This is a genomic window from Streptomyces cavernicola (assembly GCF_029968035.1).
GTDB lineage: Bacteria > Actinomycetota > Actinomycetes > Streptomycetales > Streptomycetaceae > Streptomyces > Streptomyces cavernicola.
This window is the reverse complement of sequence record NZ_JASCIQ010000007.1, coordinates 21,492-45,357: the sequence shown is the minus strand read 5'-3', so window position 1 is coordinate 45,357 and position 23,866 is coordinate 21,492. Positions and strand designations below refer to the sequence as shown.

Below are 23,866 nucleotides of genomic sequence, written 5' to 3'. Positions count from 1 at the left end.
ACCCCTTGGCGGACGTTCGACGGGCGGCGCGGCGGCCGCGTTCTTAGAGTCGGGACCATGAGCGCCAGCGTGCAGGAGTCCGGGCCCGCGATAGCCGACGCGGCGGCGCGGCGGCGGGGCCCACGCGGCGCCGGGTTCCTGAGTCGGGTGCCCGACGGGTTCGCGACGTTCTTCGGACTGCTCGGCGCGTACTGCGTGCTGATCGCCGTGATCGCCCCGCTGCGACGCCTTCTGCGCCCCGTGTCGCGGGCCCTGGACGCGGCGACGGTGCCGGTCAGCGCCAACCTCGCCTACGCGGTGTTCCTGTTCCTCCTTGCCGCGGCCTGCGCCTCGCGCAAGACGATCGCCTGGCGGCTCGTGGTCGCGTACCTGTCGATCCTGATCATTCTGGACGGGCTGCAGATCGCCGTCGGTGACGTCGGCGACGCGCTGCCCTCGGCGATCGTCTGCGGACTCGCGCTGCTCCTGCTCGTCCTCGCGCACCGGGAGTTCTACGCGGACGCCCGGCGCGGAGCGTTCCTGCGGGCCCTCGGCGTGCTCGTCGTCGGCCTCGCGGTCTCGTCGCTGGTCGGCTGGGGTCTGGTCGAGCTGGTCCCCGGCAGCCTGGTGCGCGGGCAGCGGCTGCTGTGGGCGGTGACCCGGGTCTGCGGCGGCGTCGTGCCGCCCGGCACCTTCGACGGCGCGCCGCCGCGCCCCGTGCACTTCCTGCTCGGCCTGTTCGGCGCGCTGTCGCTGCTCTACGCGGTGTACGTGCTGTTCCGCTCGCAGCGCATGGACGCGGCCCTGCACGGCGACGAGGAGCCCCGCATCCGCGCCCTGCTCGGCGCGTACGGGGAGCAGGACTCGCTCGGCTATTTCGCGACCCGGCGCGACAAGGCGGTGGTGTTCTCGCCGAGCGGGAAGGCCGCCGTCACCTACCGCGTCGAGGCCGGGGTGTGTCTGGCCAGCGGCGATCCGGTGGGGGACGCGGGGGCCTGGGACCAGGCGGTGGAGCAGTGGCTGGGCATCGCGCGCAGGTACGCGTGGGCGCCGGCCGTGATGGGCGCGTCCGAGGAGGGCGCCAGGGCCTACGCACGGCACGGGCTCGGCGCGCTGCAGCTCGGCGACGAGGCGATCCTGCACGTCGCGAAGTTCGACCTGGACGGGCGCGACATGCGCGTCACCCGGCAGGCCGTGAACCGGGTCAGGCGCACCGGCGCGAGCTGCCGGGTCCGCCGCCACTCCACCCTCTCCGACGCGGAGATGGAGGAGGTCATCGACAAGGCCGACGCCTGGCGCGACACGGAGACGGAACGCGGCTTCTCCATGGCCCTGGACCGGCTCGGCGACCCGCAGGACGGCGACTGCCTGCTCGTGGAGTGCCTGGACGCGAACGGCCGGCTGCTCGCCCTGCTCTCGTTCGTGCCGTGGGGCCGGGACGGCATCTCGCTCGACCTGATGCGCCGCGACCGCACGGCTCCCAACGGGGTGATGGAGTTCATGGTCGCCGAACTCTGCGCCGTCGTGGGCAAGTTGGGCGTACGCAGGGTCTCGCTGAACTTCGCCGTGTTCCGCTCCGTGTTCGAGGAGGGGTCGCGGATCGGCGCGGGTCCGGTGCTGCGGCTCTGGCGCAGGCTGCTGCTCTTCTTCTCCAAGTGGTGGCAGCTGGAGGCCCTCTACCGCTCCAACGCCAAGTACGACCCCGAGTGGTACCCGAGGTTCATCTGCTACGGGGACGCCGGCTCCCTCCCCCGCGTCTCGCTCGCCTCCGGCATCGCCGAGGGCTTCGTCTCCGTGCCGAGCATGCGCAAGCTGTGGGGCAAGGGCCACCGCTCGTCGGCGCTCGTGCAGCCGTCCACCACCGAGGGCCTGCCGCCCATCGACCAACTCGGCCTGCACGCACGGGAGTCGGGCCCGGCGGACCCCGTGGACGGGCTGCCCGAGCAGGTCCGCGTCCGGCACCGCAAGCTGCGCCGCCTCCAGGACGCCGGGGTCGACCCGTACCCGGTCGGCATCGCGCCTCGCAGCCACACCCTCGCCGAGATCCGCGCCGCCCACCCCGCACTGCCCCCGGGCGCCCGCACCGGGGAACAGGTCACGGTCGCGGGCCGGGTCATGCTCGTACGGGACCTGGGCGGCGTCGCCTTCGCGGTACTTCGGGACTGGTCGGGGGATCTGCAGCTGGCGTTCACCCGCGAACACCCCGAAGCGCTACGGGAGTTCACCTCGCGCACCGACATCGGCGACCACATCACCGCGACCGGCGAGGTCGGCGTCTCCGACAAGGGCGAGCTGTCCGTCTTCGTCACCGGCTGGCAGCTCACCGGCAAATGCCTGCGCCCGCTGCCCGACAAGCGCCGCGGCCTCACCGACCCGGAGGCGAAGGTGCGCCGCCGCTACGTCGACCTGGTCGCCGACCCGGATGCCCGCGATGTCGTGCGACGCCGCTCCACCGCCGTACAGGCCCTGCGCCAGGGCCTGTTGGAGCGCGGCTACCTCGAGGTCGAGACGCCGATGCTGCAGCAGATCCACGGCGGCGCCAACGCCCGCCCGTTCACCACGCACATCAACGCCTACGACCTGGACCTCTACCTGCGCATCGCACCCGAGCTGTATCTGAAGCGGCTGTGCGTGGGCGGCCTGGAGAAGGTCTTCGAGCTGGGCCGCACCTTCCGCAACGAGGGCGTCTCGTACAAGCACAACCCCGAGTTCACGATGCTGGAGGCCTACCAGGCCTTCGCCGACTACGACGTGATGCTCGACCTCACCCGCGAGCTCATCCAGGCCGCCGCCCGCGCCGCCTTCGGCCGCGAGGTGGCCCACAAGCCGGACGCGGAAGGGAAGTTGACCGAGCACGACATCTCCGGGAAGTGGCCGGTCAAGACCGTCTACGGCGCGCTCTCCGAGGCCCTCGGCGAGGAGGTCACCGCCGACACCGAACTGCCCGAGTTGCTCCGGCTCTGCGACCGCGCCGGCGTCCCGTACACCCCGGAGGACGGCCGGGGCGACGTGGTCCTGGAGATGTACGAGCGCCTGGTGGAGGAGAAAACCCAACTCCCCACGTTCTACAAGGACTTCCCCACCGACGTGTCCCCGCTGACCCGCCAGCATCGCACCGACCCGCGGCTCGCGGAACGCTGGGACCTGGTCGCGTTCGGCACCGAACTCGGCACCGCCTACTCGGAGTTGACGGACCCCGTGGAGCAGCGCCGCCGCCTCACCGCGCAGTCCCTGCTCGCGGCGGGCGGCGACCCGGAGGCGATGGAGCTCGACGAGGACTTCCTCGACGCCCTGGAGTACGCGATGCCCCCGACCGGCGGCCTCGGCATCGGCGTCGACCGCCTCGTCATGTTCCTCACCGGCCTCACCATCCGCGAGACACTGCCGTTCCCGCTGGTCAGACGCCGGTGAGACGCTGGTGAGGCGCGTCAGGCCTGCGGGGGCGGGCCGAACGGCTCCACGCCCACGATCCGCCGCACCCGCTCCAGCTCGACGACGACGGTGATGCGCTGCTCGTCGGGCAGCAGCCACTCGTAGGGCGTGCCCATGTACTTGTGCGCGAGCCGGTCCATGTCCTGCTTGGCCTGCTCGCCCTCCACGAACCGGGCGACGCGGCCGTGCAGCTGCACCCGGTCGAAGGGGTTGGCCGTGTCCGCGTTGGAGAGGCAGATGCGCGGGTCGTTGCGGAGGTTGCGCTCCTTGACCCGCCCGACCGAGGTGTTGAACCAGAGGTGGTCACCGTCCAGGTCGACCCACATCGGGCTCACGTGCGGCGACCCGTCCGGGTTGGTGGACGCCACGAACCAGATCCCGGTCCCGGCGATTCGATCCCGGACATCCTGCGTGAGCTGGGCCATTGCTCTCCTCTTTCGTGTGCTGACGTACGCGGTGATCACGGTACGCGGAGGGCGAGCGGCGAAGTCGAAGGGGGTCACCGCCCCCCTGGACGCCAACTGCACGCGCTTCAACAGGGCTTGACCGAACGCCAGACCCTGTCCCGTACCGAACGCCGGTTCAGGACCGGCGCAGGGCCGACTCCATCGGTGCAGCGCGACGCATGCCGAACTAGGCCGTTGCGCAGGCGAGTTGGCCCCGATGCGCACCGGTCGGCAGGCCCTGCGGGATGCGCAGGGGGCGCATCCTTCCTACCTCGTGGAGCGGGCGCCCGCACCCTGGGCCGGTCTCATCAGGTGCTTTCCTTCCGGGGGCCGTGTTGATGGGCGGCGGGCGGGTTCGGTCGTGCGACGCATAAGTCATGAAAACGGATGAACTGCTTCCGGGGCGTCGCGTACTCCTGCGCGGTGCCGCCCTGTTCGCCCTCGCGGCCACCGCCGGCTGCGTCGGCACCGAGCGCTCCGGCGCCCCCGCCCGCCCGTCCAACTCGCCGGGCCCCGCCGCGGGCCCCCAGGCGGCCCGCCCCCAGAAGCCTTCCGCGTACCGGCTGCAGCCCATGACGGGCTATGGGCCGCAGCGAGCCGCCGTGCGCCGAACCCCCGTGCGCAGCAAGCCGATTCTGCGGATGGACAACCACGGCCGTGACATGGTCCTCACCTTCGACGACGGTCCGGACCCGCTCTACACCCCGCGCGTCCTCGACACGCTGCGCAAGCACGACGTCCGCGCGATGTTCTTCGTCTGCGGCGAGATGGCCAAGTCCAACCCCGACCTGCTGCGCAGGATGATCGACGAGGGCCACACCATCGGCAACCACACCTTCACGCACCCCCAGTTGACCCTGATGCGGCGCACCGGCATCCGGGACGAGATCGAGCGGACCAGCGGCGCCGTCCTGGACGCCGTGGGGCAGCCGCCCCTGTGGTTCCGTGCGCCGTACGGGGCCTGGAACCGCTCGGCGTTCGAGATCGGCGCCGAGCTCGGCATGGAGCCGCTCGCCTGGACCGTCGACACCCTCGACTGGCAGGAGCCGGGCACCGGCAGCATCGTCCGGCGCGTCCTGAAGGGCGCGGGCCCCGGCGTCGTGGTGCTCTCGCACGACGCGGGCGGCAACCGCTCCCAGACCGTGAAGGCGCTGCGCACCTATCTGCCACGCCTTATCGACGAGGGATATCGGATCGGGGTGCCGAGCCGCACATTCGCATAAGAGCGAAGGGAAACAACTGCCGGGCGGGCTCGAATCATTCGAGCCCGCCCGGCAGTTGTGTCGTGGTTCTTTGCAGTCAGGTCGTCTTCACGAGTCTGGCGAACGCCACGACATTTCCGTCGTAGCCCCTTTCCTTCGTGAATCCGCCGCCGCAGGTGATGACCCGGAGTTCGGCTCCGCCTTTGTCGCCGTACACCTTGGGGGCCGGGATGTTCTCCTTGTTGAATACCTCGATCCCGTACACCTCGAATACAGCGGTGATGCCGTCCTTGCGCTGAATCTCGATGTGGTTTCCCTTGGCGAGTGAGCCGAGGCCGTAGAAGACCGCGGGGCCCGCGTTGTTGTCGACGTGGCCGACGATCACGGAGGTGCCCTTCTCGCCCGGCGACACGGCTCCGTTGAACCAGCCCGCCAGGTTCGGGTCCGCGGGCGGCGGTGCGTCGATCCAGCCCTGCGCGTCCAGGCCGACCGGCTGGATCGGGGCGTCCACCTGGATCGCCGGGATCCTGACCCGTTCGGCGAACGAGAACGGCAGCGGGTTCGGACCCTCGGCCCGGGTCTGGCCGTGCGTCCGGTTGTCGGTCGCCGCCGCCGAAGCCGGCTGCGGCGGCCCTACGGCGAACTCGCCGGAACCATTCCTTATCAAGGCGAGTCCGGTCAGCAGCACAAGCGCTATCACTCCCCACGGGGCGCGCTTCCGCTGCGGCTCCTCTTCGGCGGCGGACTGGGACGAAGGCATGAGCTATCCCCTCTCAACGCGACAGCCTGCCGCGTCCATTGTGCATGGCAGAACGCTAAGGGCCGGATGGAAAAGGGGCGACAGAGCGGAGGCGAACGGGTGGCGGCCGAACGGTCCGTGCGCCATCTGAGTTTCCTGTTCCAGGGAATTTCTGACGGCCTGTGACCTGCGCCTACTTCTCTTTGCGGGACCCTTCTCCGGCGTGTCGCCTCACCAGGACGGACCAGCTCCGAAATGCGGGCTTGTGCACGGCACCTGAGGGTCGGTCTGGGAGGGCGATCTCGCCAATCCTGCCCGGGGACGGTTCCTCGGGGCGCTCTCCCGCGGAGGTTCTCATGCGTACTTCTCGTGCCCTGGCGGTCACGGCCGCAGCTGGTGCGTTCATCGGACTCGCAGCGCCTGCCGCGAGTGCCTGGGACGGAAGCACCATCTCCGTCTCGCCGAGCACCACCCACCGCGGTGGCTCGGTCACGGTGACTGTCAACGCCCATGAGTGCAACAACGGCGGCCGCGTCTCCTCGACGGCTTTCCCCAGCACCCGGCTGCACACCAGCGGCGGCGTCGCCACCGCCAACGTGCGGATCAAGCACGACGCCCACATCGGCTCCCACAGCGTGACCGCCACCTGCGGCAGCGCCGGCAGCGTGACCCGGGAGGCCGCCCTCACCGTCATCCATGGAGGCGCCGGCGGCGGCCTCGGCGGCAGCTCCAGCGTCGGCGCGACGCCGACCGACGTCGCCATCGGCGGCTCCCTGGTGGCCGCAGCGGCCGTCGGCGGCGGTGTCTTCTGGCTGCGCCGCCGCGGCGAGGCCAGGGGCGGCCGGGCCTGACCCACCCGCGCGCCCACGGGCGCACACGACGGCACTTCGTCCCGGGACCGGTGCGGATCCCGGGGCGAAGTGCTGTCCGCGGTCGGGCAGTTGGGGCTTGTACGGGTGCGGCGGTCGCGGCTTGCGCGAGCACGGGTACGGGTACGGCAGTCGGGTCTGGTGCACGTACGGCAGCCGGGCCCCGTGCGCGTACGGCAGTCGGAGCCCGCGTACAGGTGCGGATATGAGCAGTGCGGGTGCGGGTGCGGGTGCGGGTGCGGGCACGGGTGCAGGGGCCGTGGCGGCCGGGTCCGGAACCGCTGTTCCGGCCGGCGTCACGGCCCCGTCGGGCCCCGTGGTCGCGTCCGTGGACGTGAGAGTGGACATGGGAGACGTCCGGGCCCCGCGCTCAGGCGCCGTCCTCGTTCGGACGGCGTCGCGCCCAGTAGTACGCGGAGCCGAGCGCGCCCGCGATCAGGGCGGCGCCCAGGGCGAGTTCGCTGAAGTCGAGGTCGCTGAAGGCGCCGCCGATGCCGGCCTTCACACCCCGTTGGGTGTTGTGTTGCCGGCCGCCCGTGTCCATGCCGCCCGTGTTCATGCCGCCGGTGTGCTGGCCGCCGGTGTGCTGGCCGCCGGTGTGCTGGCCCCCGCCGGTGGAGATGGTCAGATCCGTGGTGCCCGTCTCGCCCTTGCACTCGAACGTGACGGTGTACATGGCGCCCGGCTTGGCGTCCCAGTCGACGGCGGCGGTGGCCGTCCGGCCCTTGCGGATCGTGACCTTGTCGAAGACGCCCGACGTGGCGTGCGCGTCCGCGTCGCAGCCGTCCACCTTCAAGGTGACCTTGCCGCCGGCGGCGACCGTCGAAGGCGTCACGCTGAAGCCGAACGACGTGATGTTGTTGTCCTTGTCCCCGGCGACCGTCGCATGGGCGGCCGGAGCGGTCAGGGCCAGGGCGCCCGCCGTGACGACGGCCGCGGATGCGAGGGATATCGCGCGCATGAGCAATCCTTACGGTCCCCGAGGAGCGGGTGCGGACCTCTTCCGCTGCAACCGGTGAAGCACCTCGATGCCCGAAACGCTAGGTATGCCCTCCGGTGGTCGCGATTCGTGTCGGGCGAATGGGGCATGGACGTGGGCCACACAGGGGAACGGCGGGGGAGAAGGTTTCGCCGCACGAACGTCGCGTACGGACGCCGCGTACGGACGCCGCGTACGGATGTCGCGTACGGATGTCGAGTGCGGACTCCGAGGCCTGCTCGGGCGCTCAGGCGTCGCGGTCGGTGGGCGGCGGGGCCCACTCGTGCGGGGCCGCGCCGCGCCACTCCACCAGGTGCGGGTCGCCGAGCGCCGCGTCCGCCTCGTCCAGGCCCGCGCCGAGCAGCAGCTCGATCAGTTCGCGGTCGCTGTGCGCGGTGCCGAGGTGGCGGCCGCGCACGCTGACCGGCCGTCCGTCCCTCGCGAGGAACGGATGCACGACGATCGGCGCTTGCCAGGGCATGCCCTCAGAGTGCGCCAGGGGTGGGGCCTGCGCAGCTCGAAGCGGGTTGCCAGGCCAGATGTCCGGCGGCCGACCGTCGACCGGCTTGCCCCTGTCCGTCCGGAGATGTGTCAGCGAGAACGAGTCAAAGCGGCGACGGTCGGGGTCGTACGGGCCGCATCCTCGGTCTGTCGGCGGTCGCGGCGGCGGTCGGGCAACTTGGCCTACTCATCGGGTAGTTGTGCCGCCGTGGCGCGGGGAGAGGTCCCGGCGGCGCGAGCGACAACCGGCCGGGGCGGAGGTAACTCCGGTGCCGCGGGCGGTGCTTGGTGAGGTGCACCGGCCGAGCGGCTCGACAGTGCGGCTCGACAGGGCGGCGAAGTGACCGCGCGTGGCGGGTCCGTGCCTCCATGAGGTGGACAACAGTCCGTAAAAGGCCCGAAATTGGGATGGGGTTGGCGGTCACGCGGAGCGAGCGGAGTGCGGGCGCCGATCCTCGGTGAGTCCCGATCGGCAAGCCCCGGCTCCGAGTTGGGCGGAGCGGCGCTGCAGTCGTGTGCATCTGCAATCGGCCAAGTGCACGTGCAGCTGCAGGTGCACTCGCTGCAGGGTGTGACCGAGAACGGATGAGTAATTTCCGGTTCTGCTCGACCCGTTGGCGAGCGATCAGTAGCCTCGGCTCGAACACCGGCTCGCCTACGCCTTGGAGACACGATGGATCGACCCGCCTGGGCCCCGCCGGGCATCGACATCTCGAAGCCCAGCGTGTCCCGTATGTATGACTTCTACCTGGGCGGATCGCACAATTTCGAGGTGGATCGCGAAGCGGCCCGCAAGGCCATGGAGTTCATGCCTGGACTTCCCAAGATCATGCAGGCGAATCGGGCGTTCATGAGGCGAGCTCTGCGATTTGCGGTCGAATCGGGAATCACTCAGTTCCTCGATATCGGCTCCGGCATTCCCACGTTCGGAAACGTTCACGCAGTGGTGCAGGCGGCAAATCCACGGGCAAAGGTCGTGTACGTCGACCACGACCCGGTGGCGGTCGAGCACAGCAGGGCCGTACTCGAAGGAAACGAGGGGGCGACGGTCCTCGCGGCCGATCTGCGCAGCCCGCAGGAGATCCTCAACAGCCCCGAGGTGAAGGGCATGTTGGACCTGGAGCAGCCGGTGGCCCTGCTCCTCGTGGCGGTCCTGCACTTCGTCGGGGACGCGGACGACCCGTACGCCGCCGTCGCCGAGCTGCGCGACCGGCTCGCGCCCGGCAGCCTCCTCGTCGTCACCCACGCCTCGTACGACGGCGTCCCGGCACGCGAGGAAGCCGCCGGAACCGTCGGTGTCTACGAAAAGACCCGCAACCCGCTGGTCATGCGCACGCGCGAAGAGATCGCGCGCTTCTTCGAGGGGTACGAGATGGTCGAGCCAGGGCTCGTGCAGATGCCGCACTGGCGGCCCGAGACGCCCCCGGAGCAGGAGGACCCCTTCACGTTCTCCGGGTACGCGGGCGTGGGGCGCACCGCGTGACCGAGCAGAGCGCGGCGCCGGACGGGCCCGAGGGAAGACTGCGCAGATTCGCCACGATCTGGAGCCGTGCGGTCTTCCCCGCCACGGCCACCTCGCTCAGCCGGGCCGAGCTCGAACAGCAACTGGTGCCGCTGGCCCGCCGGTTGCGGGACGCGCTCGCCGCCCACGCCTTCGACGCGACCGAGGGCCAGGCCGTCGGCGCCGCCCTCGTCGGCACGCACTGCACGGACCCGGAGGCGCTCAGCCGCACCCTCGACGTGGTCGACGCGTACCTCGTCCTGTACTGCGGCCAGCAGGACGAACAGCGCGGCAAGGACCAGCTCCGATCGCGCTGCTCCCGCCTCCAGCACGCCGTCGCCGCCGGCTTCGCGCAGGCCCTCAAGGAACGCACCCTCGCCGAGCAGGAGGCCATCTCGCGGGCCGCGCTCGACGCCCGGCACGCGGTCGCCGCCGCCCTGCACGCCAGCGAGGCCCGCTTCCGCGCCGTGTTCGAGGGCGCCGCGATCGGCATCGGCATCGCCGACCTCGACGGCACCATCCTCCAGGTCAACGACACCCTCACCCGGATGTTCGGCGGCGGTCTCGACCACCAGATCCGCGGCCGCAACATCGGCGACTGGACCCACCCCGACGACGCCCCGCAGGTCTGGCGGCTCTACGAGGAGCTGGTCCGCGGCGAGCGCGAGGAGTACCGCGTAGAGAAGCCGTTCTACCGCCACGACGGCACCGTCCTGTGGACCAACCTCACCGTCTCCCTGCTCCGCGACGCCGAGGGCCGCCCGCAGTACCAGCTGGCGCTGATGGAGGACACCACCGAGCGGCGCCTCCTCAACCTGCGCCTGCGGTACGAGGCGACGCACGACGCGCTCACCGGACTGCCCAACCGCACCCTGTTCTTCGAACGCCTCGAAAAGGCCCTGTCCGCGGGCGACGGCATGCGCTACGGCCTCTGCTACCTCGACCTCGACGGCTTCAAGGCCATCAACGACAGCCTCGGCCACGCCGCCGGCGACCGGCTGCTCGTCGAGGTCGCCGACCGGCTGCAGTCCTGCGCGACCGCGCCCGGCGAGATGGTGGCGCGACTCGGCGGCGACGAGTTCGTGGCGCTCACGACGGGCACGGACACCGAGCGGGAGGTGGACGAGCTGGCGGGACGCATCCTGTCCATGCTCGCGATCCCCGTACGCATCGAGGGCCGCGAGATCACCGTGCGCGGCTCCATCGGCATAGTCGAGGGCCCGGCGGGCGAGCGCAGCCCCGCCGAGGTGCTGCGCAGCGCCGACATCACGATGTACCGGGCCAAGTCCGCGGGCGGCAACCGCTTCGAACTGGCCGACCCGGAGGTCGACGCCCGTACGATCACGCGCCACGGACTGACCACCGCCCTGCCTGCGGCGCTCGCGCGCGGCGAGTTCTTCATCGAGTACCAGCCGCTCGTCCACCTCGCGGACGGGTCGGTGAGCGGCGCCGAGGCGCTGGTGCGCTGGACGCATCCGCAGCACGGGGTGCTCGGCCCGGACCGGTTCATCCCGCTCGCCGAGCACACCGGCCTGATCGTTCCGCTCGGGCGGTGGGTCCTGGAGGAGGCGGTACGCCAGGCCCGCGACTGGAAGCAGCGGCACGCGGACGCCGGGCCGCTGCGGATCAACGTCAACCTGTCCCCGGTACAGCTGCACCACCCGCACCTGGTCTCCGACACCGTCGAGATCCTGGAGCGGGTCGGGCTCGAACCGGGCGCGCTGTGCCTGGAGGTCACGGAGTCCGCGCTGATCGGCGCCGACGACGACTTGTTGAAGCCGTTGCGGCGGCTCGCCGAGATGGGGGTGGACATCGCCCTCGACGACTTCGGTACGGGGTACTCGAACCTGGCGAACCTGCGGCGGCTGCCGGTGAGCGTGCTGAAGCTGGACCGGTCGTTCACGCAGGGCATGCAGCGGTATCCGGTGGATCCGGTGGACCTGAAGATCGTGGAGGGAGTCGTCTCCCTCGCCCACAGTCTCGACCTGTCGGTCACCGTCGAGGGGGTCGAGACGGGGGCGCAGGCGGAGCAGTTGCGGGAGCTGGGGTGCGATACGGCTCAGGGGTGGTACTACGCCCGGCCGGGGCCGCCGGACCGGCTGCACGCGCTGGCGTTGGTCGACGCGACGGGTTGACCTACCAGGGGGCGAAGCCCCCTGCCTCCCCTTTGCCTTCCGGCTGCGGGTGCGCCCTGCTTCCCTTTGCGACTCCGGCGCGTTGGGGGCTCCTTCCCGGCTCTCCTTCCCCTCCCCACGCTCCACGCTGTGGGCAGGCGTTCCGCAGGGCGGAACGGGTGGGTACAGCGCCCCGGTGCCGGGTGCCCTTCCGTTGTGCCTGGGCTGCACGCCGGTGGGGGGTTGCTCGCGCAGTTCCCCGCGCCCCTGATCGGGGCACGTAGTGCTGGGTTTCGGTGTGCAGGCCGCTGCGGCTGGGTGGGGGTTGCTCGCGCAGTTCCCCGCGCCCCTGGAAGGGCTGGCTGCGCCTAGCCCTTGCGCAGTTCCCCGCGCCCCTTAGGGGGCTTCCATGAGCATCCGTTGCAACTCCCGTGCCGCCCGAGGCGGAGCCACGTCGCTGCGGTGGGCGAGGGCGATCGTGCGGTGGAGGCCGGGGCGGGTCAGGGGTGTGACCCGCAACCCCCGCCCCGCGCGGGCCGCGACCATGCGCGGGACCACCGCCACCCCCAGCCCCGCCCGCACAAACCCGAGGACCGCGTCCATCTCGCCGCCCTCCACCGCGAAGTCCGGCTCGAACCCCGCCGCCCGGCATGCGGCGACCGTGAGTTCCCGCAGGTCGTAGCCGTGCCGGAACATCACGAGGCGCTCGCGCTGCAGGTCGGCGACGCGCACCGAACGCCCGCGCACCCCCGGCGCCGGAGCCTCCGGTGAGGAGACCACCACCAGGTCCTCGCGCAGCAGCTCAAGGGTGGTGAGGGCAGGGGAGGGCGACGGGAGCGGCAGGACGACCAGGGCCAAGTCGAGCGCGCCGCGGGCGAGTTCGCGTACGAGATCGTGGGAGCCGCCCTCCTCGATGAGCAGGCGGATGCCGGGATAGCGGTCGTGGAAGGTGCGCAGCACGTCCGGGAGCAGCCCCGTGCAGAGCGACGGCGTCGCGCCGAGCCGGACCCGGCCGCGCTCCAGGCGGCCCAGCTCCTGCACCTCCTGCCGGGCCGTGTCCGCGTCCGCGAGGATCCGCCGGGCGAGCGGGAGGAGGGTCTCGCCGGCGTCCGTGAGCGTGATGTTGCCGCGTGCCCGGCTGAACAGCTCCGCGCCCAACTCCCGTTCCAGGGACCGGATCTGCTGGGAGAGCGAGGGCTGCGCCACGTGCACCTGCTCCGCGGCCCTGGTGAAGTGCCGGGTCTCGGCCACCGCGACGAAGTATTGGAGCTGCTGCAACTGCATGAGGCCCAGTGTAACCGGTCGATAGGCATTCACTATGGAAATCAGCGGGACCATGTCTTGGACCTCTGGGGCCTTCGGCCCGTAGCGTCCTGAGTCATGGCTCTGGCAACGCGGGCAACGCGGATGGACCGACGGCCGTCGAAGACACCCGGCTTCTGGGAATCGACCGTCGGCAAGAAGACGGTGATGGCTGTGAGCGGCCTCGTCATGCTCCTGTACCTGGTCGTCCACATGCTGGGCAACCTCAAGATCTTCTTCGGGACGGACGAGTTCAACGGCTATGCGCACTGGCTGCGCACCGTCGGCGAGCCCTTCATGCACTACGAGTGGACGCTCTGGCTGGTCCGCATCGTCCTCGTCCTGGCCGTCGTGGCGCACGCGGTGTCCGCGTACCAGCTGAGCCGGCGGGACATCAACGCGCGGCCGACGAAGTACGTGCACAAGCGGAAGCGGGCGAGCTACGCGACCCGGACCATGCGCTGGGGCGGCATCATCCTCGGCCTGTTCATCGTCTGGCACCTGCTCGACCTGACGACCCTCACCGTCAACGAGCACGCGGTGCACGGCGAGGCGTACCAGAACGTCGTCGCGACCTTCTCGACCTGGTACGGCAACGTCATCTACATCGTCGCGATGGTCGCCCTCGGCTTCCACGTCCGGCACGGCTTCTGGAGCGCGGCCCAGACCCTCGGCGTGGGCAGCGCCGCCAGGGACCGCGCCCTGAAGACCGCCGCCAACGGGCTCGCGCTGCTGCTGACCGTGGGCTTCGTGTCCGTACCCGTCGCCGTCATGACCGGAGTGGTGAGCTGAATGAGCACCCTGAACTCGTACGAGGACTACGCCACCGGCGAGCCGGTCGTCGACGCCAAGGCGCCCACCGGGCCGATCGCCGAGCGCTGGGACACCCGCCGCTTCGAGGCGAAGCTGGTCAACCCCGCCAACCGCCGCAAGCAGACCGTGATCGTCGTCGGCACCGGCCTCGCGGGCGGCTCGGCGGGCGCGACCCTTGCCGAACAGGGCTACCACGTCGTCCAGTTCTGCTACCAGGACTCCCCGCGCCGCGCCCACTCCATCGCCGCGCAGGGCGGCATCAACGCCGCGAAGAACTACCGCAACGACGGCGACTCCGTGCACCGGTTGTTCTACGACACGGTCAAGGGCGGCGACTTCCGGGCCCGCGAGTCCAACGTGCACCGGCTCGCGCAGATCTCCGTCGAGATCATCGACCAGTGCGTCGCGCAGGGCGTGCCCTTCGCCCGCGAGTACGGCGGTCTGCTCGACACCCGCTCCTTCGGCGGCGTGCAGGTGTCGCGGACCTTCTACGCCCGCGGGCAGACGGGCCAGCAGCTGCTGCTCGGCGCGTACCAGGCGCTGTCCCGGCAGGTCGCAGCGGGCAACGTCGAACTGCATCCCCGTACGGAGATGCTGGACGTCATCGTCGTCGACGGGCGGGCCCGCGGCATCGTCGCCCGCGACCTGATCACCGGCAAGATCGAGACGTACTTCGCGGACGCGGTGGTGCTCGCGAGCGGCGGCTACGGCAACGTCTTCTATCTCTCCACCAACGCCATGAACTCCAACGCCACGGCCGTGTGGCGGGCGCACCGGCGCGGCGCGTACTTCGCCAACCCCTGCTTCACGCAGATCCACCCCACCTGCATCCCGCGCACCGGCGACCACCAGTCGAAGCTGACGCTGATGAGCGAGTCGCTGCGCAACGACGGCCGTATCTGGGTGCCCAAGGCCAAGGGCGACGACCGGCCGCCGAACAAGATCCCCGAGGACGAGCGCGACTACTACCTGGAGCGCATCTACCCGTCCTTCGGCAACCTCGTCCCGCGCGACATCGCATCGCGCGCCGCGAAGAACGTCTGCGACGAGGGCAGGGGAGTGGGCCCCGGCGGCCAGGGCGTCTACCTCGATTTCGCGGACGCCATCAAGCGCATGGGCCGCAAGGCCGTCGAGGCCAAGTACGGCAACCTCTTCGACATGTACGCACGGATCACCGACGAGGACCCGTACACGGTCCCGATGCGGATCTACCCCGCCGTGCACTACACGATGGGCGGCCTGTGGGTCGACTACGACCTGCAGACCACCGTGCCCGGCCTGTTCGCGATCGGCGAGGCCAACTTCTCCGACCACGGCGCGAACCGGCTCGGCGCCAGCGCGCTGATGCAGGGCCTCGCCGACGGCTACTTCGTCCTCCCCTCCACCATCAACGACTACCTCGCACGCAACCCCCACAAGGACGAGGTCGACGACCGACACCCCGTCGTCCGTGAGGTGTTGACGGAGACCGAGGACCGGATCGCCCGACTCCTCGCCGTCGACGGCGACCGCACGCCCGACTCCTTCCACCGTGAACTCGGCGAGGTCATGTGGGAGTTCTGCGGCATGGCCCGCACCGAGGCGGGGCTGCGCAAGGCACTCGACCGCATCCCGCAGATCCGGGACGAGTTCTGGCGCCGCATCAAGGTCCCCGGGGTCGGCGAGGAGTTCAACCAGTCCCTGGAGAAGGCCAACCGCATCATCGACTACCTGGAGCTCGCCGAGCTCATGTGCCTCGACGCGCTGCACCGCGCCGAGTCCTGCGGCGGCCACTTCCGCGAGGAGTCCCAGACCCCCGACGGCGAGGCCGAGCGCCGCGACGAGGAGTTCTCGTACGCGGCGGCCTGGGAGTTCACGGGGACGGGCCAGGCCCCGACCCTCCACAAGGAAGACCTCGTCTTCGAGTACGTCCACCCCACACAGCGGAGCTACGCCTGATGAAGCTGACCCTGCGCGTCTGGCGGCAGCGCAACGCCGACGCCGACGGCGCCATGTCCACGTACGAGGTCGACGGCATCTCGTCCGACATGTCCTTCCTGGAGATGCTGGACACCCTGAACGAGGAGCTGATCCTCCGGGGCGAGGACCCCGTCGCCTTCGACCACGACTGCCGCGAAGGCATCTGCGGCGCCTGCTCGTTGGTGATCAACGGCGACGCCCACGGGCCCGAGCGCACCACCACCTGCCAGCTCCACATGCGGTCCTTCCGCGACGGCGACACGATCGACATCGAGCCGTGGCGGGCGGCGGCGTTCCCGGTGGTGAAGGACCTGGTCGTGGACCGCTCGGCCTTCGACCGCATCATCCAGGCCGGCGGCTACGTCTCGGCCCCGACGGGTTCCGCCCCCGAGGCGCACGCCACCCCGGTCCCGAAGCCGGACGCCGACTACGCCTTCGAGCACGCCGAGTGCATCGGCTGCGGGGCGTGTGTGGCGGCCTGCCCGAACGGTTCGGCGATGCTGTTCACATCGGCCAAGGTCAACCACCTCAACGTCCTCCCGCAGGGCGCCCCCGAGCGCGAGACCCGCGTCCTCGACATGGTCGGCCAGATGGACGCGGAGGGCTTCGGCGGCTGCACCCTCACCGGCGAATGCGCGACGGCCTGCCCGAAGGGGATCCCGCTGCCCTCGATCGCGGCGATGAACAAGGAGTGGCTGCGGGCGAATCGGAAGGTCTCCCGGGGCTGACCCCGGGCCCGCACCGTCGGCTGAGCGGCCACGGCGCGTGCGGTGAACGAGGAGAGCGATGACGGCAGTTGGGGGCCGTCATCGCTCTCTGTTAGGTTCACCGCCCATGATCGCCTCGCCTCGCGCAAGCCGCCGCCTCGCCCCTCTCGGCCTGGTGCCGGCTCTCCTCGTCCTCACGGGCTGCGGGCTTTTCGGGCCGGCTTCGTACGAGCCCGTCGACCGGTCCATCGAAGTGGACGCGGGGGAGGAGTTCGAGCTGGAGTTGCCGGCCGGGGTCTCTCGGGGGCAGAGCTGGTCGCTGGCGGATCCGCGGCCGGACCGCGATGTCGTCCGCCTCGTCGGCAGGGGCCGGGACGGCGGGGACAGCGGGGACAACGACGGCGGGGACGGCAGCACCCAGCACTTCACGTTCCGCGGGGTGGAGCCCGGCAGCACGAAGGTGAGGTTGCTGTACTGCGTCAACGGGGACTGCGGCGGAGAGGGCGGGACGCCCCCGCCTTCCGGCGCGCCCCTGCCGACCGCCACCTCGACGCCGGGCAGCGAGCCCGCGTACTACGTCTTCGACATCACCGTTCGCTGACTCCACGCTCTCCAGCAAGCCCTCGGCACAAGCAAGCTCACTCCCCCGAGACCGCCCGCAACCCCCCAGGCCGAAGCCCCTGCAACCGGTCCAGGGCCCGGCCCGTGGCCGCGTCTGCGGGGAGGTGGATCAGGACGTGTTGGCCGTCCGTCTCCGGGAGGGTCAACGTCTCGTAGGCCAGGCGGAGTTCGCCCACCTCCGGGTGGACGAAGCGGGTCATGCCCATGGGGGTGGGGAGGCGGCCGCCGGCGAGGCGGTCGGTGAACTCCGTGCCCGCCGTGATCGTCAACTCCTCGACCAGCTCCGCGACATACGGGTCCGAGCGGCTCAAGTCGTAGTGCAGCGCGGCCACTTGCTCGTCCGCGACGTGGTCCCAGTCCGGGTAGGCCGCCCGCGCACGCGGGTCCGTGAAGAGGTAGCGGAGCAGGCTCGGCGGGTCGTCGTCCAGGGCGCCGACCGGGCCGACGAGGCGGGCGTACGCCTCCGTGTACGCGACGGCCTCGCCGAGGAGGTTCAGGACGACCGCAGGAGTGGGTTCGAGGCGGTCGATCAGCACGCGCACCGTCGGCCGCACCTCGCGGGCCGGCATCGGCGCGGCCCCGCACATGTACGAGCCCTCCTCGGCCTTCAGCAGGTTCCGCAGCCGGGCCCGCGCCTCCAGGGGCAGCTGCAGGGCGTCGCAGAGCGAGGCCAGGACCTGCGCCGAGGGGTGCCGGTCGCGGCCCTGCTCCAGGCGGGCCAGGTACTCGACGCTGATCCCCGCCAGCATCGCCAGCTCGGAGCGGCGCAGGCCGGGCGTGCGGCGGCGCGGCCCCGCGGGCAGGCCCACGTCGGCCGGGGTCACGGACTCGCGGAGGCTGCGGAGGTAGACGCCCAGGTCGTTGTCGCTCACCCGTCGATCGTACGGTCGCGGCGCGTGCTCAGCGTGGCCCTGCCACTACCAGCCTCGGTACGGCCTTCCTCCCGTGCCCGCCGGAGCCGCAGGCTTGCCGCATGACTTCGCAGACCACTGCCCCCGTACTGCCCCTGCCCGCCGGGACCTGGGCTTTCGACCCGTTCCACTCCGCCGTCGGCTTCACGATCCGGCACCTCGGTATCGCCAAGGTCCGCGGCCGCTTCAACCGGCTGGAGGCCTCGCTCGTCGTCGGCGAGACCCTCGCGGACACCGAGATCACGGCGACCGTCGCCCTCGACTCGATCGACACCGGCAACGCCGACCGGGACGCGCACGTCCGCGCCTCCGACCTCCTCGACGTCGCCGAGCGGCCCACCATGACGTTCCGCTCCACCCGGATCGAGGGCGCGGGCGAGGACTGGACGCTCGTCGGCGACGTCACCATCGGCGACGTCACCCGGCCGATCACCTTCGCCGTGGAGTTCGGCGGCCTCGTGGACGTCCCGATGGACGGCAGCAAGCACGCCGGCTTCGAGGCCACGGGCGAGCTGCGGCGCAGCGATTACGGCCTCGACTTCGCGCCCGGACTGCTCGGCGAGGTCGTGAAGATCGTCCTCGACGTGCAGTTCGTGGCGCCGCCCGCCGAGGACGGCTGAGCGGCCGGGCCTCAGGAACCGGCCTCCAGTGCCGCCGCCAGGTACGCCGCCGTCCGGCTCCCCGCCGCCCGTGCCACCCGCGCGGGCGGCCCCGCGGCGACGATCCGGCCGCCCTCGTCGCCGCCGCCGGGCCCCAGGTCGATCACCCAGTCCGCGTCGGCCACCACCGCCATGTCGTGCTCGACGACCACGACCGTGCTGCCCGCGTCCACCAGGCCGTGCAGCTGCCGCATCAGGACCTCCGCGTCGGCCGGGTGCAGGCCCGTCGTCGGCTCGTCGAGCACGTACAGGGTGCGACCGAGCTGCACCCGCTGCAGCTCGCTGGCGAGTTTGATGCGCTGCGCCTCGCCGCCGGACAGCTCCGTCGCGGGCTGCCCGAGCCGCAGATAGCCGAGGCCCACGTCGAGCAGCGAGGCCAGGCTGCGCGCCGCCGCCGGCACGTCCGCGAAGAACTCGGCGGCCGCCTCCACAGTCAGGTCGAGCACCTCGGCGATGGTCCGCCCCCGGTACGCGACCTGGAGCGTCTCGGGGTTGTAGCGGGCCCCGCCGCAGTCCGGGCACGGCGCGTACGTACTGGGCAGGAACAGCAGCTCGACCGAGACGAACCCCTCGCCCTGGCAGGTCTCGCAGCGCCCGCCGGACACGTTGAAGGAGAACCGGCCCACCCGGTACCCGCGCGCCCGCGCCTCCTCCGTCTCCGCGAACACCTTCCGTACGACGTCGAAGAGACCCGTGTACGTGGCCAGGTTGGAGCGCGGCGTACGACCGATGGGCCGCTGGTCGACCTGGACCACGCGCCGCACCGACGTCGACTCCTCGGCGGCCAGGGGGAGTTCCTGGCCCACCAGGGTCGACTTGCCCGAGCCCGACACCCCGGTGACCGCGGTGAACGTGCCGAGCGGGAACTCCGCGTCGACGTCCCGCAGGTTGTGCCGCGTCACCCCGGCCAGCTTCAGCCAGCCGTCCGGCTCGCGCACCGTCCGCGTCCCCGCCTTCGGCGGCTCGAACAGGAAGCGCCGGGTCGCCGACTCCGCGACGTCCGCGAGCGCCGCCGGCGGACCGCTGTGCAGCACCTGCCCGCCGTGCTCGCCGGCCCGCGGGCCCACGTCGACCAGCCAGTCGGCCCGTCGTACGACGTCGAGGTGGTGCTCGACCACGAACACCGAGTTGCCCGCCGCCTTCAGCCGGTCCAGGACCGTGAGCAGCGCCTCGGTGTCCGCCGGGTGCAGGCCCGCCGACGGCTCGTCCAGGACGTACACCACGCCGAAAAGCCCGGACCTCAACTGCGTTGCCAGGCGCAGGCGTTGCAGCTCGCCCGCCGAGAGCGTGGGCGTCGAGCGGTCCAACCCCAGGTAGCCCAAGCCGAGTTCGGTGATGACCTCGATCCGGGCGAGCAGGTCGGCGGTGAGGACGCGGGCCGTCTCGTCGCCGTCCGACTCCCGCAGGAGGGCCGCGAGCGCGGTCAGCGGCAGGGCTGCCAACTCCGCGATGGTGCGCCCCGCGAACGTCACCGCGAGCGCCTCCGGGCGCAGCCGCCGCCCCGCGCAGCCCGCACACGGAGTGCTCTCCAGGAACCGCTCGGCCTTCGCGCGCAACGTCTGGCTCTTGGAGTCCGCGAACGTCTTCAGCACGTACCGCCGGGCGCTCATGTACGTGCCCTGGTACGGGCGGTGGATGCGGCCCGCCTCGCGCACCGGGTGCACCGTGACGACCGGCTGCTCGTCGGTGAACAGGATCCAGTCCCGCTCCCGCTGCGGCAGTTCACGCCACGGCCGGTCCACGTCGTACCCGAGCGCGTCGAGCACGTCGCGCAGGTTCTTGCCCTGCCACGCGCCCGGCCACGCCGCGATCGCGCCCTCCCGGATGGAGAGCGCCGGGTCGGGCACGAGCAGCGCCTCCGTCGTACGGTGCACCAGGCCCAGGCCGTGACAGTCGGGGCAGGCGCCCGCGGCCGTGTTGGGGGAGAAGGCGTCGGAGTCGAGGCGCTCGGCGCCCTCCGGGTAGTCGCCCGCGCGCGAGAACAGCATCCGCAGCGAGTTGGAGAGCGTCGTCACCGTGCCCACCGAGGAGCGCGAGGTCGGCGCGGAGCGCCGCTGCTCCAGGGAGACCGCCGGCGGAAGGCCCCTGATCTCGCCCACCTTCGGCGCCCCCACCTGGTGGATCAGCCGGCGCGCGTACGGCGCCACCGACTCGAAGTAACGCCGCTGCGCCTCCGCGTAGATCGTCCCGAACGCAAGGGACGACTTCCCCGAGCCGGACACCCCGGTGAACGCCACGAGCACGTCCCGCGGCACGTCCACGTCGACACCCCGCAGATTGTGCTCACGGGCCCCGCGCACCCGGACGTACGGGTCGTGCTCCTGGGCACTGATCGGCTGCGGACCGATCGTCGGCGGACTGGTCGTCACGGGGCGCTCCGCGGGGGTCTCGGGGTCTCGGTGTCTTGGCGTATCGCTGGACAAACCCCAAGATTCTAGGCGGTCGTGAGACCGGCAAGGCGGGCGAGCCTCCGGTACGAGTCCAGCATGCCGTCGCGGTCGTACGTGGACGTCGTGACCAGGACCTCGTCCGCGCCGCTCGCCGTGATCAGGTCGTCCAGGGCGGCGGCCACCTCGTCCTCGGTGCCGTGCACCTGTCCGGCGAGGCCCGACTCGTAGAACTCCCGTTCCTTCGCGGTCATTTCGCGCGCCTCGATCTCCTCGGCGGGGGCGAGGGGCGGGAACGTGCCGTGGGTGCGCGAGTACGCCATCGCCCAGGCCTCGGGGACGAGGAGTCGCCGCGCCGCCGCCCTGTCGGCCGCCACGGCGACGGTGCCCGAGATGATCACGTACGGCTCGTCGGCCCAGACGGAGGGCTTGAAGCCGTCGCGGTACCGGCCGATCGCCTCCAGCATGCGGGTGCGGCCGCGCAGATCGCCGATGACGAGCGGCAGCCCGGCCTCCGCCGCGAGCGTCGCGCCCTCGCCCATCGCCAGGACGTACGGCGGGATCCGCAGCCCCTCCGCGGGGTGGGCGTGCACCTGCGGGTGCTCCGTCTGGTCGCCGGTGAGGAAGCCGAGGAGGGTGCGCAGCTGGGCGCCGAAGTCGCGGGCGTCGTCCTTGTCCCGGCCGAGGGCCTTGCGCACCCCGCCCGTGAAGCCGACGGAACGGCCGAGGCCCATGTCGATCCGGCCGGGGAACAGCGACTCCAGGACCCCGAACTGCTCGGCCACGACGAGGGGTTGATGGTTCGGCAGCATCACGCCGCCGGTGCCGACCCGGATCGTCCGCGTCGCCGCCGCCACCGCCGCCGCGAGCACGGTCGGCGCGGAGCCCGCGACGCCGGGCACGCTGTGGTGCTCCGAGACCCAGAAGCGGTGGTAGCCGAGCGCCTCCGCCTGCTGCGCGAAGGCCACGGTGGCGCGGAGCGCGGAGGGCGCGTCCTGCCCTCGCAGGGTGCGGGAGCGGTCGAGCACGGAGAAACGCGTGCGCGCGAGCGCAGGGGGCGGGGCCGGTGGGGTCGATGCGGTCGCTGAAGTCACGGTCCGTACAACGCCCGACGGCCGCGCGGACTTCCCGAACCCGTCGATACGCTGGCCGGATGAGCGACGTGTCCCGGCCGCTGGCCCTGTTCGACCTCGACAACACCCTCGCCGACACCGCGCACCGCCAGCACTTCCTTCAAGGCAGGCCGCGCGACTGGAACGGCTTCTTCGCGGCCGCCCCCGACGACCCGCCGCTCGCCGACGGCCTCGCCCTGGTCCGCGAGCACGCGGAGGAGTGCGAGATCCAGTACCTCACCGGCCGCCCCGAGCGCTGCCGCGCCGACACGGAGGCCTGGCTCGACCGGTACGGGCTGCCGGCGGGGCGGATCTGGATGCGGAGCGACAGCGACCGCAGGCCCGCCCGGCACACCAAGCTGGACGTGCTGCGCCGCCTCGCCCGCGGCCGCGAGGTGCGGGTCCTCGTCGACGACGACGAACTGGTCTGCGAGGCCGCACGGCAGGCGGGATTCCGGGTCGTACGGGCCCGTTGGGCGGACGCGTCGGCCGAGTTGAAGGACGCGCAGGAGCGGGAGGGGCGGACCTGAGGCCCGCCCCTCCGGAGCTCAGCCCTCCGCGTCCTCCATGCGGAAGCCGACCTTGAGGCCGACCTGGTAGTGCTCGATCTGCCCGTCGACGATGTGGCCGCGGACCTGGGTCACCTCGAACCAGTCGAGGCCGCGCAGCGTCTGTGCGGCGCGGGCGATGCCGTTGCGGATGGCCTGGTCGACGCCCTCTTGTGAGGTGCCGACGATCTCGGAGACCCGGTACGTGTGGTCGGACATGGCGGCCGCACTCCTTTCGCGTGGTGACGACTCCACCACCGTGCCCCAGGGGGCGGCGTGGCGCGAGGCGACTCGTCGCCAGGGGCAGCCCCTGACACCCCGCTTCGGGGGCCCCGCCCTGTTTTGGGGGTGCCACCGCCCTGCTTCGGGGGTGCCCCTGCCCTGCTTCGTGGCCAACCCCGCACCGCCCCGGGTTGCCGCCCCAGCCCTGCCCCGCTCCGGGGGCCTCCGCCCCGTTTCGGGGGTGCCCCTGCCCTGCTCTGCGGACAACCCCGCCCCTGCTTCGGGGACGGCCCTGCCCTGCTTCGCGGCCAACCCCGCACCGTGCCGGGTTGCCGCCCCAGTCCGGCTTTGGGGATGCCTCAGCCCTGCTCTGGGGACGCCTCCGCCCGGCTTCGGGGGTGCCGCCGCTCCGCTTCGTGGACAACCCCGCCCTGTTCCGGGGGTGGCCCCGCCCCGCTCCGCGTTCGCCCCCGCCCGTGCCGGGGCTGCCGCCCAGCCCCGCTCCGGCGAGAACCCCGCCCCCGCTTCCGGAGACGGCCCCGCCCCGCTCTGCGGACAACCCCGCCCCCCGTCCCGGGGCTGCCCCGGCCCAGTTCCCTCCGGCTGTGGCCTTGGCGGTCGTGCCGTCGTGGTTATCCCCTCCCCGCCCCTTCCCGAAAGTCCTGCGGACGGCTATGGGGGCTGCGCCCCCGTTCCCCGGCTGTCTTTCGGCTGCCGGCGCCGTCGTGGCTGGTCGCGCAGTTCCCCGCGCCCCTGAAAGGCCAGGTCTTGCGGGGCCTGCCCCTCCCCGCCCCTTTCCGAAAGCCTGCGGCGCTGTGTTTTCGGCTGCCGGGTGCGTCGTGGCTGGTCGCGCAGTTCCTCGC

General features: G+C 71.8%; 20 protein-coding genes. 11 read left to right on the top strand and 9 right to left on the bottom strand.

All coding sequences use genetic code 11. The annotated features are described in order from the left end of the window. Window positions 1-57 precede the first annotated feature (57 nt). Complete coding sequence (gene lysX / locus QIS96_RS08695; RefSeq protein WP_282541854.1) at window positions 58-3,390, top strand: bifunctional lysylphosphatidylglycerol synthetase/lysine--tRNA ligase LysX; 3,333 nt, start codon at window positions 58-60, stop codon at window positions 3,388-3,390. 17 nt (window positions 3,391-3,407) lie between these two features. Here lysX and QIS96_RS08690 read toward each other — a convergent pair whose 3' ends face one another. Further along, entirely contained in the window at window positions 3,408-3,836 is a 429-nt protein-coding gene (locus tag QIS96_RS08690; protein ID WP_282541853.1) for a PPOX class F420-dependent oxidoreductase, read from the bottom strand. A 398-nt stretch (window positions 3,837-4,234) separates the two neighbouring features. Here QIS96_RS08690 and QIS96_RS08685 point away from each other — a divergent pair, with 398 nt between their 5' ends. Further along, the gene (locus QIS96_RS08685; RefSeq protein WP_282541852.1) at window positions 4,235-5,080 is read left to right on the top strand and encodes a polysaccharide deacetylase family protein; all 846 of its coding nucleotides are present in this window, start codon (window positions 4,235-4,237) and stop codon (window positions 5,078-5,080) included. A 76-nt stretch (window positions 5,081-5,156) separates the two neighbouring features. Here QIS96_RS08685 and QIS96_RS08680 read toward each other — a convergent pair whose 3' ends face one another. After that, on the bottom strand, window positions 5,157-5,819 hold the full coding sequence (locus QIS96_RS08680) for a class F sortase (RefSeq protein WP_282541851.1): 663 nt from the start codon (window positions 5,817-5,819) through the stop codon (window positions 5,157-5,159). Window positions 5,820-6,154: 335 nt separating this feature from the next. On the opposite strand from QIS96_RS08680, the gene QIS96_RS08675 reads away from it, so the two are divergent. Further along, a complete protein-coding gene (locus tag QIS96_RS08675; protein ID WP_282541850.1) occupies window positions 6,155-6,649 on the top strand; it encodes a hypothetical protein in 495 nt (164 codons plus the stop codon). Between the two features lie 388 nt (window positions 6,650-7,037). Here QIS96_RS08675 and QIS96_RS08670 read toward each other — a convergent pair whose 3' ends face one another. Continuing rightward, entirely contained in the window at window positions 7,038-7,628 is a 591-nt protein-coding gene (locus QIS96_RS08670; protein WP_282541849.1) for a hypothetical protein, read from the bottom strand. Window positions 7,629-7,893: 265 nt separating this feature from the next. Beyond that, complete coding sequence (locus QIS96_RS08665) at window positions 7,894-8,127, bottom strand: hypothetical protein (RefSeq protein ID WP_282541848.1); 234 nt, start codon at window positions 8,125-8,127, stop codon at window positions 7,894-7,896. Between the two features lie 693 nt (window positions 8,128-8,820). On the opposite strand from QIS96_RS08665, the gene QIS96_RS08660 reads away from it, so the two are divergent. Together QIS96_RS08660 and QIS96_RS08655 are read left to right on the top strand one after the other, a co-directional pair. Then, window positions 8,821-9,630 (top strand): SAM-dependent methyltransferase, encoded by an 810-nt coding sequence (locus QIS96_RS08660; RefSeq protein ID WP_282541847.1) that lies wholly within the window; start codon window positions 8,821-8,823, stop codon window positions 9,628-9,630. Next, on the top strand, window positions 9,627-11,783 hold the full coding sequence (locus tag QIS96_RS08655; protein WP_282541846.1) for a putative bifunctional diguanylate cyclase/phosphodiesterase: 2,157 nt from the start codon (window positions 9,627-9,629) through the stop codon (window positions 11,781-11,783). Before QIS96_RS08660 ends, QIS96_RS08655 begins: the two co-directional genes overlap by 4 nt. A 375-nt stretch (window positions 11,784-12,158) precedes the next feature. On the opposite strand, the gene QIS96_RS08650 is transcribed toward QIS96_RS08655, so the two are convergent. Further along, on the bottom strand, window positions 12,159-13,046 hold the full coding sequence (locus tag QIS96_RS08650) for a LysR family transcriptional regulator (RefSeq protein WP_282541845.1): 888 nt from the start codon (window positions 13,044-13,046) through the stop codon (window positions 12,159-12,161). A 96-nt stretch (window positions 13,047-13,142) separates the two neighbouring features. Between QIS96_RS08650 and QIS96_RS08645 the strand changes: the two genes are divergently transcribed. From QIS96_RS08645 to QIS96_RS08630, 4 genes are all read left to right on the top strand, one after another. Beyond that, window positions 13,143-13,856, top strand: coding sequence for a succinate dehydrogenase (locus tag QIS96_RS08645; RefSeq protein WP_282541844.1), 714 nt, complete (start codon window positions 13,143-13,145; stop codon window positions 13,854-13,856). Between the two features lie 9 nt (window positions 13,857-13,865). Beyond that, on the top strand, window positions 13,866-15,815 hold the full coding sequence (locus tag QIS96_RS08640; protein WP_282541996.1) for a fumarate reductase/succinate dehydrogenase flavoprotein subunit: 1,950 nt from the start codon (window positions 13,866-13,868) through the stop codon (window positions 15,813-15,815). Next, complete coding sequence (locus tag QIS96_RS08635; protein ID WP_282541843.1) at window positions 15,815-16,564, top strand: succinate dehydrogenase/fumarate reductase iron-sulfur subunit; 750 nt, start codon at window positions 15,815-15,817, stop codon at window positions 16,562-16,564. Before QIS96_RS08640 ends, QIS96_RS08635 begins: the two co-directional genes overlap by 1 nt. 106 nt (window positions 16,565-16,670) lie before the next feature. After that, window positions 16,671-17,144, top strand: coding sequence for a protease inhibitor I42 family protein (locus tag QIS96_RS08630; protein ID WP_282541842.1), 474 nt, complete (start codon window positions 16,671-16,673; stop codon window positions 17,142-17,144). Between the two features lie 37 nt (window positions 17,145-17,181). Here QIS96_RS08630 and QIS96_RS08625 read toward each other — a convergent pair whose 3' ends face one another. Further along, window positions 17,182-18,036: a helix-turn-helix domain-containing protein gene (locus QIS96_RS08625; protein WP_282541841.1), complete on the bottom strand. Its 855-nt coding sequence runs from the start codon at window positions 18,034-18,036 to the stop codon at window positions 17,182-17,184. A 101-nt stretch (window positions 18,037-18,137) separates the two neighbouring features. Between QIS96_RS08625 and QIS96_RS08620 the strand changes: the two genes are divergently transcribed. Next, complete coding sequence (locus QIS96_RS08620; RefSeq protein ID WP_282541840.1) at window positions 18,138-18,695, top strand: YceI family protein; 558 nt, start codon at window positions 18,138-18,140, stop codon at window positions 18,693-18,695. Between the two features lie 11 nt (window positions 18,696-18,706). Here the strand turns inward: QIS96_RS08620 and QIS96_RS08615 are convergent, their stop codons facing one another. Next, a complete protein-coding gene (locus QIS96_RS08615; RefSeq protein ID WP_282541839.1) occupies window positions 18,707-21,103 on the bottom strand; it encodes an excinuclease ABC subunit UvrA in 2,397 nt (798 codons plus the stop codon). A 65-nt stretch (window positions 21,104-21,168) separates the two neighbouring features. Further along, a complete protein-coding gene (locus QIS96_RS08610) occupies window positions 21,169-22,215 on the bottom strand; it encodes an MsnO8 family LLM class oxidoreductase (protein WP_282541838.1) in 1,047 nt (348 codons plus the stop codon). A 59-nt stretch (window positions 22,216-22,274) separates the two neighbouring features. Between QIS96_RS08610 and QIS96_RS08605 the strand changes: the two genes are divergently transcribed. Further along, window positions 22,275-22,763 (top strand): phosphatase domain-containing protein, encoded by a 489-nt coding sequence (locus QIS96_RS08605; protein WP_282541837.1) that lies wholly within the window; start codon window positions 22,275-22,277, stop codon window positions 22,761-22,763. Window positions 22,764-22,781: 18 nt separating this feature from the next. On the opposite strand, the gene QIS96_RS08600 is transcribed toward QIS96_RS08605, so the two are convergent. Continuing rightward, window positions 22,782-23,000, bottom strand: a complete 219-nt coding sequence (locus QIS96_RS08600) for a dodecin (protein ID WP_282541836.1) — start codon at window positions 22,998-23,000, stop codon at window positions 22,782-22,784. Between the last annotated feature and the right edge of the window lie 866 nt (window positions 23,001-23,866).

What these genes read in the sequence shown, in the direction of transcription:
- lysX (WP_282541854.1), top strand. Translation starts at nt 58, where the DNA reads ATGAGCGCCAGCGTGCAGGAGTCCGGGCCCGCGATAGCCGACGCGGCG.
- QIS96_RS08690 (WP_282541853.1), bottom strand. Translation starts at nt 3,836, where the DNA reads ATGGCCCAGCTCACGCAGGATGTCCGGGATCGAATCGCCGGGACCGGG.
- QIS96_RS08685 (WP_282541852.1), top strand. Translation starts at nt 4,235, where the DNA reads ATGAAAACGGATGAACTGCTTCCGGGGCGTCGCGTACTCCTGCGCGGT.
- QIS96_RS08680 (WP_282541851.1), bottom strand. Translation starts at nt 5,819, where the DNA reads ATGCCTTCGTCCCAGTCCGCCGCCGAAGAGGAGCCGCAGCGGAAGCGC.
- QIS96_RS08675 (WP_282541850.1), top strand. Translation starts at nt 6,155, where the DNA reads ATGCGTACTTCTCGTGCCCTGGCGGTCACGGCCGCAGCTGGTGCGTTC.
- QIS96_RS08670 (WP_282541849.1), bottom strand. Translation starts at nt 7,628, where the DNA reads ATGCGCGCGATATCCCTCGCATCCGCGGCCGTCGTCACGGCGGGCGCC.
- QIS96_RS08665 (WP_282541848.1), bottom strand. Translation starts at nt 8,127, where the DNA reads ATGCCCTGGCAAGCGCCGATCGTCGTGCATCCGTTCCTCGCGAGGGAC.
- QIS96_RS08660 (WP_282541847.1), top strand. Translation starts at nt 8,821, where the DNA reads ATGGATCGACCCGCCTGGGCCCCGCCGGGCATCGACATCTCGAAGCCC.
- QIS96_RS08650 (WP_282541845.1), bottom strand. Translation starts at nt 13,046, where the DNA reads ATGCAGTTGCAGCAGCTCCAATACTTCGTCGCGGTGGCCGAGACCCGG.
- QIS96_RS08645 (WP_282541844.1), top strand. Translation starts at nt 13,143, where the DNA reads ATGGCTCTGGCAACGCGGGCAACGCGGATGGACCGACGGCCGTCGAAG.
- QIS96_RS08635 (WP_282541843.1), top strand. Translation starts at nt 15,815, where the DNA reads ATGAAGCTGACCCTGCGCGTCTGGCGGCAGCGCAACGCCGACGCCGAC.
- QIS96_RS08630 (WP_282541842.1), top strand. Translation starts at nt 16,671, where the DNA reads ATGATCGCCTCGCCTCGCGCAAGCCGCCGCCTCGCCCCTCTCGGCCTG.
- QIS96_RS08620 (WP_282541840.1), top strand. Translation starts at nt 18,138, where the DNA reads ATGACTTCGCAGACCACTGCCCCCGTACTGCCCCTGCCCGCCGGGACC.
- QIS96_RS08605 (WP_282541837.1), top strand. Translation starts at nt 22,275, where the DNA reads ATGAGCGACGTGTCCCGGCCGCTGGCCCTGTTCGACCTCGACAACACC.
- QIS96_RS08600 (WP_282541836.1), bottom strand. Translation starts at nt 23,000, where the DNA reads ATGTCCGACCACACGTACCGGGTCTCCGAGATCGTCGGCACCTCACAA.